This window comes from Sphingomonas sp. (genome assembly GCF_031372575.1).
GTDB lineage: Bacteria > Pseudomonadota > Alphaproteobacteria > Sphingomonadales > Sphingomonadaceae > Sphingomicrobium.
The window spans coordinates 1-17325 of the sequence record NZ_JANMLM010000058.1 but is presented as its reverse complement, the minus strand read 5'-3'; the positions used below and the strand labels follow the sequence as shown (position 1 = coordinate 17325).

Genomic DNA, 17325 nt, shown 5'->3' with positions numbered 1-17325 from the left:
ATGCCCATGGGCCGCGTCTATCTGATCATCCTCCTGCTCGGCGCGATCATCGCCGCAATGCTGCCGTCGGGCAGGTCGTCGACTCCGTCCAGCCCATCTGAGTCTTCGGGCTTCGGCACCTTTTCGTCGCAGTCGAAGCGCGCCACGATCCATGTCCGGCCAGCCTCTACCGCTGCCAACTCGTCCAACGCTGCGGCCTCGCTCGGCGGCTGGACGACGTTAGAACGCGGCGCCAACGGCCATTTCTTCGCCGATGCGCAGGTCAATGGGGCGACGGTTCATTTCCTGGTAGATACCGGCGCCAGCGGCGTCGCCTTGACCGCCGACGATGCCCGCCGCGCTGGCCTGCAATTCTCGACACAGGAATTCACGCCGGTCGGCAGCGGCGCGTCGGGCGAAGTGCGCGGCAAACTGGTGTCGCTCGAACGAGTCAGCCTCGGCGGTCGATCGGTCGACAATGTCTCCGGCGTGATCCTCGAAGGGGGCGAGATGTCATTGCTCGGCCAGTCCTTCCTCAGCAAAATGGGGACGATCGAGATCAGCGGCGACCGGATGACCATTCGCTAGCTGGCGCTCGTCACCTCACCCCGTCTATGGCCTGCGCCATGTCCAATCCCCGCCCCACCGCGCTGATCGCTTTCCTCGTCGGATCGGTCGGGATCGCGACCTTCTCGGGCATGGATGCGGTGATGAAGGGACTGGTGATCGCGCTCGGCATTTACCCGACCATGCTGTGGCGGATGCTGTCGGGCGTGGCGATGTCGGGGCTGTTATTCGCCGCCCGCCCGGTCCGCCCGGCGCGATCGACGATGCGAATCCACCTAGTGCGCGGGATCCTCACCGTCGTCATGGCGATGCTGTTCTTCTGGGGGCTGGCCAAGGTGCCACTGGCGCAGGCGATCGCGCTCGCGTTCATCGCACCGCTCATTTCCTTGTTCCTCGCCGCTGCTTTCCTGGGGGAGACGATCGGTCGCAAGACAATCCTCGCCTCGCTGATTGCCTTTGCCGGGGTGCTGCTGATCTTCACCGGTCAGGCGCGCGCCGATCTTGGTCATGAGGCAATGCTCGGCAGCATCGCGATCCTCGTCTCGGCAATCTGCTATGCGGTCAACATCATCCTAATGCGCAGCCAGGCATTGGTCGCGGGGCCGATCGAAATTGCCTTTTTCCAGAACCTCATCGTCGCGGTCGCCTTGCTGTTGGCATGGCCATTGTTCGGCGGGGCATCGTTTCCGCCGGCCGACCAGGCCCCGTTCGTGTTACTCGCCGCCTTCCTCTCGACCGTGTCTTTGCTGTTATTGTCATGGGCCTATGCACGGGCGGAGGCGAGTTATCTTGCGGCAACCGAATATACCTCGTTCCTGTGGGCGATGCTGTTCGGCTGGCTGGTGTTTCGCGAGACCGTGTCGCCGTTCACGCTGGCCGGCGCGGCGCTGATCGTCGCCGGCTGCTTCCTCGCCGCGCGCCGGCCGCAGGATGTCACGCCGAGCCTCGAGGTGGCTGCCTAGCTCGACCCGAGCACGTTGATGGTCAGTGCAAGCACGCCGAGGTTGAAGAAAAAGCCAGCGACGCAATGCGCGGTGACGACCTTGCGGATGTGGCGGCTGGTGACCTCGACATCGGCGGTCTGCACCGCGACCCCCAGCGTGAAGGCAAAATAGACGAAGTCGCTCATCAGCGGTTCCTTCGTCGCTGGAAAGGTCAGCCCGGCCATGTCCTTCCCGCCCGCTGCGGCGGTGTAGAACAGATGCGTATAGTGGAGCGCGTAGACCGCGTTGGTGAACAGCCACACCAGGACCAGGCTGGCTGCGACCAACCCCTTGTCCCACGGGCCCAGTTGGTCCTTCTGGCCAAGTTCGGCGAGCACCGCGGCGAGAATCACGACCGCGATGAGGAAGCTCAGTCCGAGCAGCACGATGCGGTTGGCGTCATTCTCTTCCGCGACCGCGCGCATCTTTTTCGAATCATAGCCAAAGGTGGGGATGCAACTGGCGAGAAAGCTGAGCGCGGCGATGTCAAACCCGGCGAGTATGCCTTTCGACCAGCCGAGCGGCCCGATCGCGACCGCAATTCCGACAGTAAGCAAGGCGAAGAACATCAGGAATCGCCACGGTGCGATGCTCTTGCCGATATGAGACAGGCTTGCCATGCCCGCTCAACCGCTTGAAGCGGCGATAGTTGCGGGGACGAAACATGGCGTGGTTATTATTGATTGTCGGCGGGATGTTCGAAGTCGGCTTCACCACCGCGCTGCGGTTCGTCGATAATTTCCGCAACCTGCCGTGGACCCTGGCCTTCTTCGGCTCGGTGACGATCAGCATGGGACTGCTCGAATATGCCGCGCGGTCGATCCCGATGGGCACCGCTTATGCCGTGTGGGGCGGGATCGGCGCGGTCGGGACGGTGCTCGTCGGCATGATCTTTTTCGACGAGCCATCGACCCTCATCCGCGTGCTGCTGATCCTGACGATCGTCGCTGCAATCGCCGGGCTGAAGCTGTTCGCCTGACCGTTGGTCGAAAATCCGACGAGTCTCATTGGTCATTCAGGCTCACTCTGGCAAAAGACCGGGTATGACACGTAACATATTGATATTACTCACTTCTGTTTCGTCGGTTCCGGCCTTTGCCCAGACCGCCGCGACCCCCGCGCCAGATGATGCTCCCAGTGCGACTGCACCCGAGGAAAGCGACAGCGAGGATGCGATCATCATCGTCGGCCAGCGTCAGCGCGCCACCGTAATCGGCGACATCCCGCCCGAAAATCAGCTCACCACCCGTGACATCCGCGCCACTGGCGCGACCAGCATCACCGAATTGCTGGCGGCGATCGCCCCGCAAATCGGCAGTGCCCGTGGTCGCGGCGCCAGCCAGCCGGTGCTGCTGCTCAACGGCCAGCGCATCTCCAGCTTTCGCGAGCTGCGCGACATTCCCCCCGAGGCGATCGAGCGGGTCGACATATTGCCCGAGGAAGTTGCGTTGAAATATGGCTATCGCGCCGACCAGAAAGTGGTCAATTTCGTCCTTCGCCGCCGCTTCAATTCGACCGCGATCCGGGCCGATGCCGGCGCTGCGACCGACGGCGGTTACGGTTCGGGCCTCGCCGATGCCACGCGGTTCACGATTGCCGGTAACACCCGCACCACGATCAACCTCCACGCTGAAGCCAATGGCGCGGTCGACGAGGATGAGCGCGACATCTCACCGACCGCTGGCCCGATCGACCAACGTGGCTTCCGCAGCCTGGTCGGCGAGCGCCGCCTGGTACGCGGCAATCTAACCGCCACGCGCACCGTCTTCGGTGATGTCGGCCTGACGCTCAATGGCGAAGCGGAGCATAGTGACGGCACGTCGGGGCTCGGCTTCAATGCCATCCCGTTGCTGCGCGAGACCAGCACCGACAGCGCGCATCTCGGCTTCTCGCTCAATGCCGCCAAGGGCAAGTGGCGCTTGTCGTCGACCGGCAATGCCGACGCATCGCACAGCGAAACCGACAGCGACCGTTCGGTGGTGCAGACCGACAAGGCACGATCGACCCGCACTGCGCTCGCTGCCGACGCCACCGCCAGCGGACCATTGCTCAAACTGCCCGCCGGCGATGCCAGCGCCACGTTCAAGCTCGCGGCCGATACGCTGACACTCGCTTCGGGCCGCAGCCTGACTCGCAATCGTGGCGACGGGTCGGCCAACATCGACTTGCCGATCCTCAAGAACAGTCCGATCGGCAAACTCACCGTCAATGCCAATGCCGAGCTTGAACATTTGTCCGACTTCGGGTCGCTGGCCACTTATGGCGCCGGCCTCAACTGGACCCCGCGCGACCGGCTTAACCTGATCGCCAGTTGGACCCGCGAGGAAGGCGCACCGACGATCGCGCAACTGGGCGATCCGAGGATCGACACTGCCAACGCGCGTGTGTTCGATTTCACCACTGGCCAGACGGTCAACGTGACGGTTACGAGCGGTGGCAATCCAGCGCTCGACGCGGATCGCCGGTCGGTGGTCAAACTGGGTGCCAATTATCAACCGTTCGCAAAGAGCGATCTGCGTTTTCGCGCCGATTATGTTCGCTCGATCATCGATCGTCCGATTTCCGGCCTGCCCGGCCCCAGTGCTGCCCTCGAAGCAGCATTCCCCGACCGCTTCGTTCGCAGTGGCGGCAATTTGATCAGTGTCGACCTGCGGCCGGTCAACTTCGATCAGTCGCGGCGCGAGACCTTCCGTTGGGGGTTTGATTTCACCAAGCCGCTAAAGTCTGCGCGCCCGTCCGCTGCCCAGATCGAGCAATTCCGGTCTCGCTTTGCGCCGCCTGGTGGAACTCCGCCCCAGGGCCAGCCGAGTACTGACCGCCCGCGCGCCGAGGGCGGTGGCGGAAACCGCGGGTTCGGCGGCGGCAGGGGCGGCGGCGGTTTTGGCGGCCCCAATCGCGGCCGGCTCCAACTATCGCTGATGCACACGGTGACGTTGGTCGATGAAGCCACGATTCGCGCTGGCCTTCCCAAACTCGATTATCTGCATGGCGATGCCAGTGGCCAGGCTGGCGGAACCCCGCGCCACAGGGTCGAGCTTCAGACCGGCTGGTCGAACAATGGCCTTGGTGCCCGGCTGTCGGGCAATTGGCGCAGCGACACGCGGGTCGAAGGTGGCCCCAATGGCGACCTTAAATTCTCGCCGCTGACGACGGTCGACCTGCGCCTGTTCGCCAATCTCGGCGAGCGATTCGACCTGGTCGCCAAGCATCCGTGGCTGTTCGGCAGTTCGGTCAGGCTGGAAGTCGACAATCTGTTCAACGCCCGGCCCAAGGTCCGCGATGGCGTAGGTGGCATACCATCCAGCTATCAGTCAGACTTGCTCGACCCGACCGGACGAATTGTGATGATCAGCTTGAGAAAGCTGTTCCTGCCTCAGCGTTTCCGGGCGCGATCGAGCGAATCCGCCACCACGCGATAAGCGTCGTCGCGGCCGCCCCACTTGCCGACCCGAACCCATTTCTCGGGTTCCAGGTCTTTGTAATGGGTGAAGAAATGCACGATCTGCTCGAGCACGATCGGCGGCAGATCGGTATATTCGGCGACGTCCTTATAATAAGGCGAGATGCGGGTCGTCGGGACCGCGAGCAATTTCTCGTCGGTGCCGGCCTCGTCTTCCAGATAGAGGACACCGATCGGGCGGGCGGCGATGACGCAGCCCGGCTGGATCGCCCAGCGGGTCATCACCAGGCAATCGAGCGGATCGCCGTCGCCGCATAAGGTCTGCGGGATAAAGCCGTAATTGGCCGGATAGCGCATCGGCGTGTGGAGGATCCGGTCGACGAAGATCGCTCCCGACGCCTTGTCGAATTCATATTTGACCGGCTCGCCGCCGATCGGGACTTCGATCAGGACGTTGACGATGCCGGGCGGATCTTCGCCTGCGGGGATTTGCTCGATGTTCATGGTCGCAAGCCTCTAGGCGTTCAGCGCATTTGTGAAAACGTCAAAATATGCCAAGGGCCAAACATGAGTTCGACACCGCAGCCCATCCGGGGCACCCAGAGCCTGCTTGGAGAAGATGCCGACCGCTTTCACGCGGTAATTGCGGCGTTCGATCGGGTGCGTCGGCTATACGGGTTCAAGCGGGTCGAAGTGCCGGTGATCGAGCCGACCGCGGTGTTCGCGCGGACGATGGGCGAGACGACCGACGTGGTGTCGAAGGAAATGTATTCGTTCGACGACCGCTCTGGCGATTCGATCACGCTACGGCCCGAATTCACCGCCGGGATCGCGCGGGCGTATCTGAGCGAGGGCTGGCAGCAATATGCGCCTTTGAAGGTCGCAACACACGGCCCCGCCTTCCGCTACGAGCGCCCGCAAAAGGGCCGCTTCCGCCAATTCCACCAGCTCGATGCCGAGATCATTGGCGCAGGCGAGCCGCAGGCGGATGTCGAACTGCTGGCGTTCGGGGCGCAATTACTCGCTGAGTTGGGGATAGAGGGCGTGACGCTCAAGCTCAACACGCTTGGCGATGTCGAGAGCCGTGATCGGTGGCGGGCGCAATTGGTTGAGCATTTTGCCTCGCACCGCGCCGACCTAAGCGAGGACAGCCAGGCACGGCTGGAAAAGAATCCGCTGCGCATCCTCGACAGCAAGGACGCGAGGGACAAGCCGTTCGCGGCGAGCGCGCCGCCGATGGTGCTGACGGCCGAGGCTGAGGATTTCTTCGCCGCGGTTCGAGCCGGGCTCGATGCAGCGGGAGTGGCGTATGAGCTCGACAGTCACCTCGTGCGCGGCCTCGATTATTACCGCCACACCGCGTTTGAATTCGTCACCGACCAATTGGGCGCGCAAGGGACGGTGATGGCGGGCGGTCGCTATGATGGGCTGATCGAACAGCTCGGCGGCCCGCATACGCCGGCGGTCGGCTGGGCAGCGGGGATCGAACGGCTGGCGATGATGATTGGTGAGCTTCCAGGGGTTGAAATCATCGACGCATCAGTCATTCCGCTCTGCCCTCCCGCGGAAGCCAAGGCGTTTGAAACCCTCACAGCACTTCGCAACCACAACATTTCTGCCGACATGGCTTTTCGAGGAAACGTCAAGAAGCGCCTTCAGCGCGCCGTTTCGGCCGGAGCCAGCTTCGCGATTTTGATTGGCGACGAAGAACTCGCACTTGATGAAGTCAGCGTGAAACATCTTCACAGTGGTAAGCAAGTGAGTGTCTCAGTCAGCGAGCTTACTAATTATTTGTGGAAGGCACTCTATCCGTTATCGGGCATGAAGATTGAGGGGGTGAATTTCGTCGGCAATGAAGCGCCCGACGCCGCATGACCGGCATCTCGCTCGAAAAGATAGTGTCGATCGAGGCGCGCCGGCATGACATCGGGACGGCGATGGCGGCGGGGAATCTGGCGCCCGAGGAGTTCGTCCGGCTGTCGAAGGAATATGCTCAGGTCGAGCCGGTTGCCGAGGCCGCACGCGAGGTCCGGCGGTTGCGCGCCGAGCGCGAAAGCCTGACGGTGATGACCAAGGATGCCGATGAGGAATTGCGCGCCATCGCGTCGGAGGAATTGCTCGATATCGAAGCCCGCCTGCCCGAGGCTGAGCGCGCGCTGGCGCTGCGCCTGCTGCCCAAGGATTCGGCCGATGAGCGCGCCGCGATGCTCGAGGTCCGCGCCGGGACCGGCGGCGACGAAGCGGCCTTGTTCGCGGGCGATTTGATGCGGATGTATCAGCGCTTCGCCGAGGAGCAGGGCTGGAAGTTCGAGATGATCAGCGCCTCAGCATCCGATGTCGGCGGTTACAAGGAAGCGGTCGCCTCGATCAACGGCGCGGGCGTGTTCGCGCGGCTGAAGTTCGAGAGCGGGGTCCACCGCGTCCAGCGCGTCCCGACCACCGAAAGCGGCGGGCGGATCCACACCTCCGCCGCGACCGTCGCGGTGCTTCCCGAGGCCGAAGAAGTCGACGTCCAGATCAACGAGGCCGATTTGCGGATCGACGTCTATCGCTCCTCGGGGCCGGGCGGGCAGTCGGTCAACACTACCGATAGCGCGGTCCGGATCACCCATTTGCCGAGCGGGCTGGTGGTCATCCAGCAGGATGAGAAATCGCAGCACAAGAATAAGGCCAAGGCGCTTCGGGTGCTGCGGACGCGATTGTACGAGCTGGAGCGCGAGCGGCTAGCGAGTGCGCGGGCGGGGGCGCGAAAGTCGATGGTCGGGTCAGGCGACCGGTCAGAGCGGATTCGCACCTACAATTTCCCGCAAGGCCGCGTGACCGATCACCGGATCAATCTGACGCTGCACAAATTGCCCGAGATCCTTGAGGGGCCGGGCCTGCGCGAGCTGACCGAGGCATTGATCGCCGAGGATGAGGCCGAGCGGCTGGCGAGCCTCGACGACCTGTGAGGCGCAGGCGTGAACCCGCTTAACCGCGCCTTGGCCGACGCCACCGAGCGGCTCAAACCGACCAGCGATACCGCGCGGCTCGACGCCGAATTGCTGATGGCGCATGCGCTCGACATTGAGCGCGAGATCCTGTTGCTTGCACCGCCGAGCGGCCCCGCACCGGCGCATTTTCGTGATCTGGTGGAGCGGCGCGCCGAGGGCGAACCCATCGCCTACATCACCGGGCGGCGGGCGTTCTGGAACATCGAGCTGTCGGTCGGGCCGGGCGCGCTCATTCCGCGGCCTGACAGCGAAACCTTGATCGCGGCGGCGATCGGGCATTTTACGGGAGGCGACGGGCCGAGGCGGATCCTCGACCTTGGCACTGGGCCGGGCACCTTGTTGCTTGCGGCGCTGGACCAGTGGCCGTCGGCGACGGGACTGGGTGTCGATGCGTCGGAGGAAGCGCTGGATTATGCGCGGGCCAATGCCAGGCGGCTCGGGCTCGCTCCGCGCGCTGAGCTTCGGATCGGCGACTGGGCGGACGGGATCGACGAAACCTTCGACCTGGTGCTGATCAATCCGCCTTATGTCGCGGAAGCCGCCGAACTTGGCCCGGGGGTGGCTGAATATGAGCCGGCAGAAGCATTGTTCGCCGGACCGGACGGGCTCGACGATTATCGCCGCCTTGCGCCGGCGATCGGGCGGCTGATTGCGCCAGATGGTCTAGCAGCGATAGAAATTGGCCACGATCAAGCAGTTAGCGCCACCAGATTATTTGAGGATGCCGGCCACATTGTCCGCTTGTCGCACGATCTGGCGGGCAGGGCGCGCGCACTGTTGATTTGAATCATTAGTCGAAAGTGCTTGGTATATTCGATTTATGGTCCTACATCTTGTCGCAGCAACGGGGCCGCGTCCGAACGATCGCAGCGCTCCCCGCCGCTACCCCCGACGAAATCGGCCGTGTGACACGACTCTCATCATACGCAAGATCAGCAGGGGCCCGGGCTTAGTCCATGTATGGATCGCCTTGGGGGGACGGAACGGAAAGGCCTTCGAGTAAAAGGTTTTCAGGCGCGACAAGCGCCAGTGCGACGAGGAAATTTAGCTTGATCAATAATCGTCAGACCGGCCGCCGTCGCGGTCGTGGTGGACAGCAACCCCGAGGCATGTCGGGCAGCAACAATAGCGGTAATCGGCAAGACAATCGCCAGCGCGGCAATGCCGCCCAGCTGCTCGAGAAATACAAGAGCATGGCGCGCGATTCGCAGCTTGCCGGGGATCGCGTCCAGACCGAATATTATCTGCAATTCGCTGATCATTACTTCCGCGTGCTCGGCGATAGCCGTCCCCGCGCCGATGAGCAGCAGCGGCGCCAGCGGGGCGACGATGATGGCTATAATGATGAAGACGAGCAGATGGACGCCGAGAATGACGGCGACAATGAGAATGATGGCGATTCGGACGATGAGCAGCCGCGCCACCAGCAGCAGCGTCCGCGCTCGGATGACCAGGGGCAGCAACGGCCTCGCTCGGACGATCAGCAGCCGCAGCGCAGCCGCGCGCGTCCGGTCAGTGATCGTGCGCCAAGCGACCGGGCCGAACCGCGCCGCGAACGGCCCATCGCGCGTCCGCGCGACGATGATGACGGACGCGACCGTTCGCAATCACGCGACAATGGCAGCGAGCGGATCGATTTCGCCGTGCTTCCGCCAGCGATCGGTAATGACGACAGTGTCGATTTTGCGCCTTCGGCAGACGAAGTGGCGCCGCGTCCCAAGCGTCGGGTCCGTCGGCCGCGCGCCGATGAAGCCGGAAGCGACGACGCCGCCGCTAGTTAAGGCACTGAACTAGAAGAAAAGGCGGTTGGCTTTCGGGTTGACCGCCTTTTTTGTTGCCCGAAAACGCCGTCACTAAACTGCAATATTTGAGTCATTTATCGGTCGCCCGCCTCCTCTATTTCACGCGCAGCAGCGGAACTGTCCGCCATACGGGAAATGGAAAAATGAACCTCAAATCTGCGATGCTTGGTGTCGCCACGATCGCTTTAATCGCCGTCCCGGCAGCCGCCGATGCGCGTACCCAGATGCGCGCTGTTGGATCGTCGACAGTTTATCCGTTTGCCAAGATGGTGGCGGAGCGTGTCGCCCGCGCCAACCCCAAGCTGGGCACGCCGATCGTCGAATCGACCGGCACTGGCGGCGGCATGAAATTATTCTGTGCCGGCGTCGGTGAGCGCTTTCCCGATATCGCCAATGCCTCGCGCCGGATGAAAGCGTCGGAGGCCAAGCAATGCGCCGCTAACGGTGTCACCCAGATCACTGAAATTCAGGTCGGCCTCGATGGTCTCGCAGTCGCCACCGGAAAGTCGAGCCCGTTTACCTCGCTGACCCAGCGCGACATCTATCTCGCGCTTGCAAAGACCCCGTTCGGCAAACCAAACAAGGCCAAGACGTGGAAAGACGTCAACGCCAAATTGCCGGCCGTTCCGATCCGCGTCTACGGCCCGCCGTCGACCAGCGGCACCCGCGACTCGGTCGAAACGTTGCTGATGACCCCGCCGTGCGAAGCCAATGGCGCGATCGCTGCGCTCAAGAAGAGCGACGAGCCTAAGTTCAAGGCAATTTGTACCGGGATCCGGACCGACGGCGCCTACATTGAAGCTGGCGAGAACGATAATCTGATCGTCCAGAAGCTCGCCCAGAACCCCAACACGATTGGCCTGTTCGGTTACAGCTTCCTCGAAGAGAATTTGAGCAAGGTGAAGGGCATCGCGCTGAACGGGATCGAGCCGTCGTACCAGTCGATCAGCACCTTCCAATATCCGGGTGCTCGGCCATTGTTCATCTACGTCAAGAACGCCCACGCCCGGGCGATCCCGGCAATTCGCGCGTTCGTTGCCGAATTCACCAAGGAAAGCGCGATGGGCCCGAACGGCTATCTGAAGTCGGGTGGACTGGTATCTGCGCCGAACAATGTGCGGGCGCGCAGCCAGCAAGCAGCACGCAATCTGGCGCCGCTCAACCTCGCCAGCCTCAAATAATACCAACCATCGTCGAGCACATCGGGCGTCCGCCGGGAAGGTGGACGCCCAGGGTCTCGCCTTGAGACCGGGGGAAAGGGAATAACATGATTCGCAAGTCCATCTACGCGGCGTTGCTGTGCAGCAGCGCTTTTGCCATCTCCGGCACCGCCTTCGCGCAAGATCCGGCACCGCAGGCCGAGCCGACCGAACCCGATGCATCGGACACCACAGCCGACGCGGCGATCGCCGAAGCACAGCCGGTCGATGAGCTGCAGTCCAAGATCGAATTGCTTCAGGCCCAGGTCGAAGCACTCCAGGACGCATTGGAAGGCGTCAAAAGTGCGCAAGTGAAGGCCACCCCGTCGTGGAAGGGCGCGCCCTTGTTTGAGGACAAGGAAGCTGGCTGGTCGTTCAAGCCACGCGGCCGGCTCCAATTTGATGTCGGCTTCGTCGGCAATCCGGACGATGACATTCGCAACCGCAATCTCGGGTTCAACACTCGTGCCCGCCGCATCCGGCTTGGCGTCGAGGGCACCATTCCGGGCGGTTTCGGCTACAAGGGTGAAGTCGATTATGCCAATGGCAGCGTCGGTTTTGGCGATGTCATCATCACCTATGCACCCGCGGGCAAGCCGTTCAACTTCACCATCGGCAACCATGAAACCCTGAACGGGCTCGAGCAGATTTCCAGCTCGCGCTTCCTGTCGTTCGTCGAGCGCGCGGCGTTTGACGATGCGTTCATCAACACGCGTCGCATCGGTTTGTCGGCTGGCTTCGTCAACAAGGCCAACACGTTCCGCTTCAACGCCGGCATATTCTCTGCGCATACCATCGACAGCAGCCTCGACAATGACGGCTGGATCGGTGCGGCGCGGGCGACTTACTCGCCGCTGATGGGTTCGAACCAATTGCACTTCGGTGCCAATTTCCAGCACCGCAATTTTCAGTCGAATAATGGAGCGACGGTCAATTCGCAGGCAGGCGGTGAGCCATCGGCCAACCAGCGTGTTCGCTATCGCGCACGGCCATTCTCGCAGCTGACCGACCAGCGCTTCGTCAACACCGACTTTTTCGCCGCCAAGAGCGACAATATCTTCGGTCTTGAATTCGCCGGTATCTTCAAGTCGCTGCACATCGCCGCCGAAGGCCAGTATACCGTCGCCAACGCTTATGATCGCGGCGATACGCTGGTTGCCGGGACCGATCCGCTCGACCTGTTCAGCACCACGTCGGTGTTCGTTCCGAACGGCAATCCCAGCTTCTGGGGAGGCTATGCGGAAGTCGGCTATTATTTCACCGGCGAAACCCGCGGCTACAAGAATGGCCTGTGGGATCGGACCAAGGTGCTCAAGCCGTTCAGCAAGGGTGGCTGGGGTGCGCTTCAGCTCAATGGCCGGGTCGATTATCTCGATCTTGACAGTGATCGCCTGAAGAACGGCTGCACCAACAATTTCGTCACCGGCGTGTGCACCGGCGCGCCAGCCCTCAGCAGGGGCGGCAAGCAGCTTGGCTTCCTTGCCAGCCTGGTCTGGATCCCCGAGGATTACATGCGTTTCTACCTGCAATATTCGCATGCCCAGATCACCGGCGGGCCTTTCGCGGCGACGGTCCAATCAACCTCGACCAAGCCGATCGACGAGCGTGAATATGGATCCAACACGGTCGCAGCCCGGGCACAGATCGACTTCTAGCCTTTAAGTGTAGCGTAAGCGTAGGAAGGCTCCGCACCTCACGGCGCGGGGCCTTTCCGCTGTCTGCTTGACATTGAGTTACAATGTATCATCGTTGCACAACTTGAGTGGGAGGTTGGTATGCATCGACTATTGGCATTGGGATTGATCGTGGCCGCGCCACTGGCCGCGCAAATCCAGCCGGTGCTGCCGAGCCCGACCAAGACCGCGCAGGGCGATGTCGCGGTGACGATCTACAATGATGGCCGCGCGCTGATCCAGGACCGCCGCCAGCTCAACCTGCCGGGCGGTCGATCGAAACAGGACTTCCCCGACGTGTCGGCGCAGATCAGGCCTGAAACGGTGACCCTGACCGGGGCCGGGATCGGGATCGTCGAGCAGAATTTCGACTTCGACCTGCTGACCCCCTCGGCATTGATGCAAAAAGCGGTCGGCGAAACGGTGACCATCGTGCGGGTCAATCCGGCGACCGGAGTCGAGTTCCGCGAGCGGGCGCGGATCCTCGCCGCCAACGGCGGGGTAGTGATGCAGATCGGCGAGCGGATCGAGGTGCTGCGCGACGATGGTTTGCCGACGCGGGTGATCTTCGACCGGGTGCCCGCGCAATTGCGCGCCCGCCCGACACTGTCGGTGACGCTGGAGGCGGCGCGCGGCGGATCGCAGGCGGTAACGCTCAACTATCTCAGCAACGGGCTTGGCTGGTCGGCGGATTATGTCGCCTTATTCGACGAAGCCAATGGCCAGATGGACGTCCAGGGCTGGATCACGCTCAACAACCAGAGCGGCACGCCCTACATCAACGCGCGGACATTGCTGGTTGCGGGCGCGGTCGCCAATGCCGCACAGCCGCGATACAGTCGTTATGTGCCGCCACCGCCGCCGGGCGGGATGGTCCAGGCGGGGACCGAGACGGCCGGGCGCGAGCGGCTTGGCGGCTTCTATCTCTATCCGCTGCCCGAGCGGACGACGATTGCCGACAAGCAGACCAAGCAGGTCAGCTTCCTGGACGTCCACGGCGCCCCGGCCAACCGTGGCTACGAGTTTCGCAACGGCTGGCTGGGGTCGTCCGAACAGCCGCTGAGTGCCTCGAGCGTACTTCGCTTTTCGAGTTCGCGCAGCGGCGGGTTGGGCGATGCACTCCCTGCAGGGACAGTGCGGGTCTACCAGCGCGACGCACGCGGCAATCCACAATTCGTTGGCGAACGTGCGATTGGCCATACGCCGATGGGGTCGAGCCTGAGCCTGGCCACCGGCGAGGCGTTTGACGTTAAGGTGCGCTCAACGGTCGAAGAGCGGACCCGGGTCAACGACAGCCGGTGGAAGACGCGGATGCGCTACACGCTGACCAACGCCGGACCCAAGCCGGTGACCGTCGATCTGGTTCAGGACGGGCTGTGGGGCGACACGCGGATTGCCGAGGAGAGCATGAAGAGCGAGCGGCGCGATGCCGATCAGGCGGTGTGGCGTGTTGTCGTCCCCGCCAATGGCGAAGCGGCGGTTACCGCGACTTTCGATACGCGTTTCTAGGGCCGCAAGCGTGCGGCGCTTCGTCCTTGGCCTGATGCTGGCTGCGCTGCCCTCGCTGGCGCCAATGCCGGTTGGCGCACAGGCGATCGTCATTTCGCCCAGGCCAGACAAGGTCGCGGTGACCGTATACCGCGACCCCAATGGCAGCAGCGCGATGGAGCTGGGCTGGCTGGGCGGCTTCGCCTTGGTCACCGAAACCCGCCGCGTGACGCTTCCTGCGGGCGAGGTTGATCTTCGCTTCGAGGGGGTCGCGGGCGGGCTGATCCCGCAGAGTGCGGTCGTCAGCGGGCTTGGCGACGGGGTAACTGAAAAGAATCGCGACGCCAAATTGCTGTCGCCGGGAACGTTGATCGACGCCTATCTTGGCCAGCGGGTGCATCTGCGGCGGACCAGTAAGGCGACCGGGAAGGTGACGGAGCAGGAAGCGATCGTCCGCGCCTCGGGCAGCGGTATCGTGGTCCAGACCGAATCAGGGATTGAGGCCTTGCGCTGCACCGGCCTCAACGAGACCTTGCTCGCCCCGCGCGTTCCCGCCGATCTGTCGGCCAGGCCGACGCTCTCGGTCCGCGCGCGATCAGCCCAGCCGGTCGAGGCGGACGTAACGCTGACCTACCTGACGAGCAATTTCGACTGGCGCGCCCATTATGTCGCGACCCTCGCACCTGATGGGAAGACGCTGGCCTTGTTCGCGTGGCTGACTCTGGCCAATGGCGATGACACCGGGTTCGTCAATGCCGACACGATGGCGGTCGCCGGGCGGCTGAACCGGGAGCAGGTCGAGCGGATGCAGCCTGAGGTGCGGTCGATTGCGATTAGCTGCTGGCCGTCGCGGCGGACACACCAGACCGGTATTCCGCCCCCTCCCGCTCCGGAATTTAAACGCGATCGCGACGAAGCGATTGTTATCACTGGATCGCGGATGACAATGGCCGAATCGCCAAGTCCAGTGACGGCGGTGAGCGCGGCGCAGGAAAACCTTGGCGACCTCAAGCTCTATCGGATCCCGATCCCGGTCACTGTTGCGGCCCATTCCCAGAAGCAAGTGGCGCTGCTCAAGCAACCCAGCGCCAAGATCGTCAGCAAGTATCGTTGGGATACGCGCTTCGCGAATCAGACCGACGGGCCGCGACCTGCACAACGCCTGCTCAAGCTCGATAATCGCAAGGCGGCGGGGCTTGGCCTGCCGCTTCCGGCGGGGAGCTTCACGCTCTACACGATGCGCGATGGGCAGCCGTTTTTGCTTGGCGAAGGGGCGATGACCGACCGGGCGATCGGTGAAATGGTCGATGTCGTGCTGGCCGATACGCCGGGGGTCGAGATTGAACAGCGGCAGTTGGAAGCCGTCGGCAACGTCCGCGAAACCATCCTCATTGCAACCAATGACCAGTCGATTGCCGCGCCGCTCGAAGTGCGGTTCGGCGATGATGCGAAGCCGCTCAAGACCAAAAGCGGATCGGTCAAGCGGCGCGATGGCACATGGGTGTGGGAGGTTGTTGTCCCGGCCAACTCAAGCCGCGAGCTGACCGTCCGGCACGCGAACGATTAGACCGAATCCACCGCCCTCGGCCGATGCTGATCATCAAGCGCGACGAAAGTGAACACGCCCTCGGTGACCTTCACATCGGTGGTGCCACGGTCGCGGGTGGCGATGACTTCGATCCGGATCGCCATCGACGTGCGGCCGACCCGCTCGACCGTCGCGTAAACGCTGATCAGGTCGCGCAGATTGATCGGGGCGAGGAATTCCATCTTCTCGATCGCCACCGTCGCGACCGATCCATTGGCGCGGCGCGAGGCGACGATCCCGGCGGCGATGTCCATCTGGCTCAGCACCCAGCCGCCGAAAATGTGGCCATTGGCGTTGATGTCGCTCGGGCCGGGGACGACCCGCAGGATCGGGACGCACGGTTCGTCGGTCATTGGTCATTCTCCGGGTCGAAGCGCGCGGCGGCATCGTCATGGCCGCTGTTCGCGCTGTAAAAGATCAGCAGCATCAGCGCCCCGCCAATGAATACCGCCAGCCCCATGCCGAGCGCAGTCGCGATCAGCATGTGGATGTGAAACGCGGATTGTCCGCGTGCGACCAGCAAGGTGGCGATCGCCGCCACCAGCGCCGCGAACCAGCCGAGCAGCTTCATCGAGCGCTTTAGCTTGTTGGTATAGCTCGCGGGCGGGCGGGGCAGCGGGTCGGGTCGGGGCATGGCTTCCCTTTGGCGAGCGTTCGTGGGACTATCAACCCTCGCACCAGCCAAGAAGGAATTGGCCATGAGCATCGCATCGATCCTGTCCACCAAAGGCAGCGAGGTCGCCTCGATCGCGGCCGATTCGCCGCTCGGCGATGCGGTTATCGAGCTCGGCACGCGGCGAATCGGTGCCTTGCTGGTGATGGACGGCAGCGAGATAAAAGGCATCTTGTCCGAGCGCGACCTGATTTATTCGCTCAAGCAATATGGTGCCGAGGTGCTCGACTGGCCGGTCAGCCGGGCGATGAGCGCACCGCCGATCGTGATCGATCCCGACACCGATGTGCTGGCTGCTCTGGCGCTGATGACCCAGCGGCGAATCCGCCATTTGCCGGTCGTTTCCTCTAGTGGGGAGCTCAAGGGGATCGTGTCGATCGGCGACCTGGTCAAGTTCCGCATCGAGCGGATCGAAGCCGAGGCCGAAGCCATGCGCACCTACATTCAGACAGCGTAAAGCTTTGCCCCGCTAGGGCGCTCAAGTCGGCGCGGGGCAGCATGTTTTTCGCGCCGATCCGAGTGTCCGGTCTTTCAATAAGATTACAACTTTTTGAAATTAGGCGTTGACGGGTGAAATGCTCACCCATATATGCCCGGTCACAGCAACGGCGGCGTCCAACTGGACTGCTTCTGTTTCGTGCCTCCTTTGGTCGTCTGACGACACCCGAACCTTACAGCTCGGGGAAAGAGGCTCGTCGGCTCTTTGACATTGTTGGTTTAGATGAAGGGACATGTGGGCGGCGGCCTGGTCTTCGATAGCCTCTGGGTATCGAGTGATCAGTCAAATTTATGCCGTTCCTTAATGTGACCTCTCCTGCGGCTTGCCGTGGGTGAGCGAACAAATGTCCTAATACGCAAACACACCAGTTTGTATATTTGTGCAGGAACGGCTCCCAGAGATCCGGCTTGCGTGGCCTATTCCGCCGCGCTTGTCGTATATCAACTTGAGAGTTTGATTCTGGCTCAGAACGAACGCTGGC

General features: G+C 62.8%; 17 protein-coding genes. 13 read left to right on the top strand and 4 right to left on the bottom strand.

What is annotated here, in order from left to right; genetic code table 11:
* Both RMN73_RS04665 and RMN73_RS04660 read left to right on the top strand, forming a co-directional pair.
* Positions 1-567, top strand: a complete 567-nt coding sequence (locus RMN73_RS04665; RefSeq protein ID WP_309602151.1) for a TIGR02281 family clan AA aspartic protease — start codon at positions 1-3, stop codon at positions 565-567.
* Positions 568-605: 38 nt separating this feature from the next.
* Entirely contained in the window at positions 606-1508 is a 903-nt protein-coding gene (locus RMN73_RS04660; protein ID WP_309602150.1) for a DMT family transporter, read from the top strand.
* On the opposite strand, the gene RMN73_RS04655 is transcribed toward RMN73_RS04660, so the two are convergent.
* Entirely contained in the window at positions 1505-2149 is a 645-nt protein-coding gene (locus tag RMN73_RS04655) for a DUF1345 domain-containing protein (protein ID WP_309602149.1), read from the bottom strand. The two genes, RMN73_RS04660 and RMN73_RS04655, sit on opposite strands and share 4 nt — an antisense overlap.
* 44 nt (positions 2150-2193) lie before the next feature.
* Between RMN73_RS04655 and RMN73_RS04650 the strand changes: the two genes are divergently transcribed.
* On the top strand, positions 2194-2508 hold the full coding sequence (locus tag RMN73_RS04650) for a multidrug efflux SMR transporter (protein ID WP_309602148.1): 315 nt from the start codon (positions 2194-2196) through the stop codon (positions 2506-2508).
* Positions 2509-2572: 64 nt separating this feature from the next.
* Positions 2573-4948, top strand: a complete 2376-nt coding sequence (locus RMN73_RS04645; protein WP_309602147.1) for a TonB-dependent receptor plug domain-containing protein — start codon at positions 2573-2575, stop codon at positions 4946-4948.
* On the opposite strand, the gene ppa is transcribed toward RMN73_RS04645, so the two are convergent.
* The gene (ppa, locus tag RMN73_RS04640) at positions 4903-5433 is read right to left on the bottom strand and encodes an inorganic diphosphatase (RefSeq protein ID WP_309602146.1); all 531 of its coding nucleotides are present in this window, start codon (positions 5431-5433) and stop codon (positions 4903-4905) included. The two genes, RMN73_RS04645 and ppa, sit on opposite strands and share 46 nt — an antisense overlap.
* Positions 5434-5496: 63 nt before the next feature.
* Here ppa and hisS point away from each other — a divergent pair, with 63 nt between their 5' ends.
* From hisS to RMN73_RS04600, 8 genes are all read left to right on the top strand, one after another.
* Positions 5497-6804 carry a histidine--tRNA ligase gene (gene hisS / locus RMN73_RS04635; RefSeq protein WP_309602145.1) on the top strand — a complete coding sequence of 436 codons (1308 nt, stop codon included), beginning with the start codon at positions 5497-5499 and terminating at the stop codon, positions 6802-6804.
* The gene (gene prfA / locus RMN73_RS04630; protein WP_309602144.1) at positions 6801-7880 is read left to right on the top strand and encodes a peptide chain release factor 1; all 1080 of its coding nucleotides are present in this window, start codon (positions 6801-6803) and stop codon (positions 7878-7880) included. Before hisS ends, prfA begins: the two co-directional genes overlap by 4 nt.
* Positions 7881-7889: 9 nt before the next feature.
* On the top strand, positions 7890-8708 hold the full coding sequence (prmC, locus tag RMN73_RS04625) for a peptide chain release factor N(5)-glutamine methyltransferase (protein WP_309602143.1): 819 nt from the start codon (positions 7890-7892) through the stop codon (positions 8706-8708).
* Between the two features lie 170 nt (positions 8709-8878).
* On the top strand, positions 8879-9703 hold the full coding sequence (locus tag RMN73_RS04620) for a DUF4167 domain-containing protein (RefSeq protein ID WP_309602142.1): 825 nt from the start codon (positions 8879-8881) through the stop codon (positions 9701-9703).
* A 164-nt stretch (positions 9704-9867) separates the two neighbouring features.
* Positions 9868-10905, top strand: coding sequence for a substrate-binding domain-containing protein (locus RMN73_RS04615; RefSeq protein WP_309602141.1), 1038 nt, complete (start codon positions 9868-9870; stop codon positions 10903-10905).
* A gap of 86 nt (positions 10906-10991) precedes the next feature.
* Positions 10992-12578: a porin gene (locus tag RMN73_RS04610; protein ID WP_309602140.1), complete on the top strand. Its 1587-nt coding sequence runs from the start codon at positions 10992-10994 to the stop codon at positions 12576-12578.
* 120 nt (positions 12579-12698) lie between these two features.
* Entirely contained in the window at positions 12699-14105 is a 1407-nt protein-coding gene (locus tag RMN73_RS04605; protein WP_309602139.1) for a DUF4139 domain-containing protein, read from the top strand.
* 10 nt (positions 14106-14115) lie between these two features.
* The gene (locus tag RMN73_RS04600) at positions 14116-15651 is read left to right on the top strand and encodes a hypothetical protein (protein WP_309602138.1); all 1536 of its coding nucleotides are present in this window, start codon (positions 14116-14118) and stop codon (positions 15649-15651) included.
* Here the strand turns inward: RMN73_RS04600 and RMN73_RS04595 are convergent.
* Both RMN73_RS04595 and RMN73_RS04590 read right to left on the bottom strand, forming a co-directional pair.
* Positions 15648-16025, bottom strand: a complete 378-nt coding sequence (locus RMN73_RS04595) for an acyl-CoA thioesterase (protein ID WP_309602137.1) — start codon at positions 16023-16025, stop codon at positions 15648-15650. The two genes, RMN73_RS04600 and RMN73_RS04595, sit on opposite strands and share 4 nt — an antisense overlap.
* Positions 16022-16306 carry a hypothetical protein gene (locus tag RMN73_RS04590; RefSeq protein ID WP_309602136.1) on the bottom strand — a complete coding sequence of 95 codons (285 nt, stop codon included), beginning with the start codon at positions 16304-16306 and terminating at the stop codon, positions 16022-16024. The genes RMN73_RS04595 and RMN73_RS04590 overlap by 4 nt, the downstream gene beginning before the upstream one ends.
* Positions 16307-16370: 64 nt before the next feature.
* On the opposite strand from RMN73_RS04590, the gene RMN73_RS04585 reads away from it, so the two are divergent.
* Positions 16371-16802 (top strand): CBS domain-containing protein, encoded by a 432-nt coding sequence (locus RMN73_RS04585; protein WP_309602135.1) that lies wholly within the window; start codon positions 16371-16373, stop codon positions 16800-16802.
* The last annotated feature ends 523 nt before the right edge of the window (positions 16803-17325 follow it).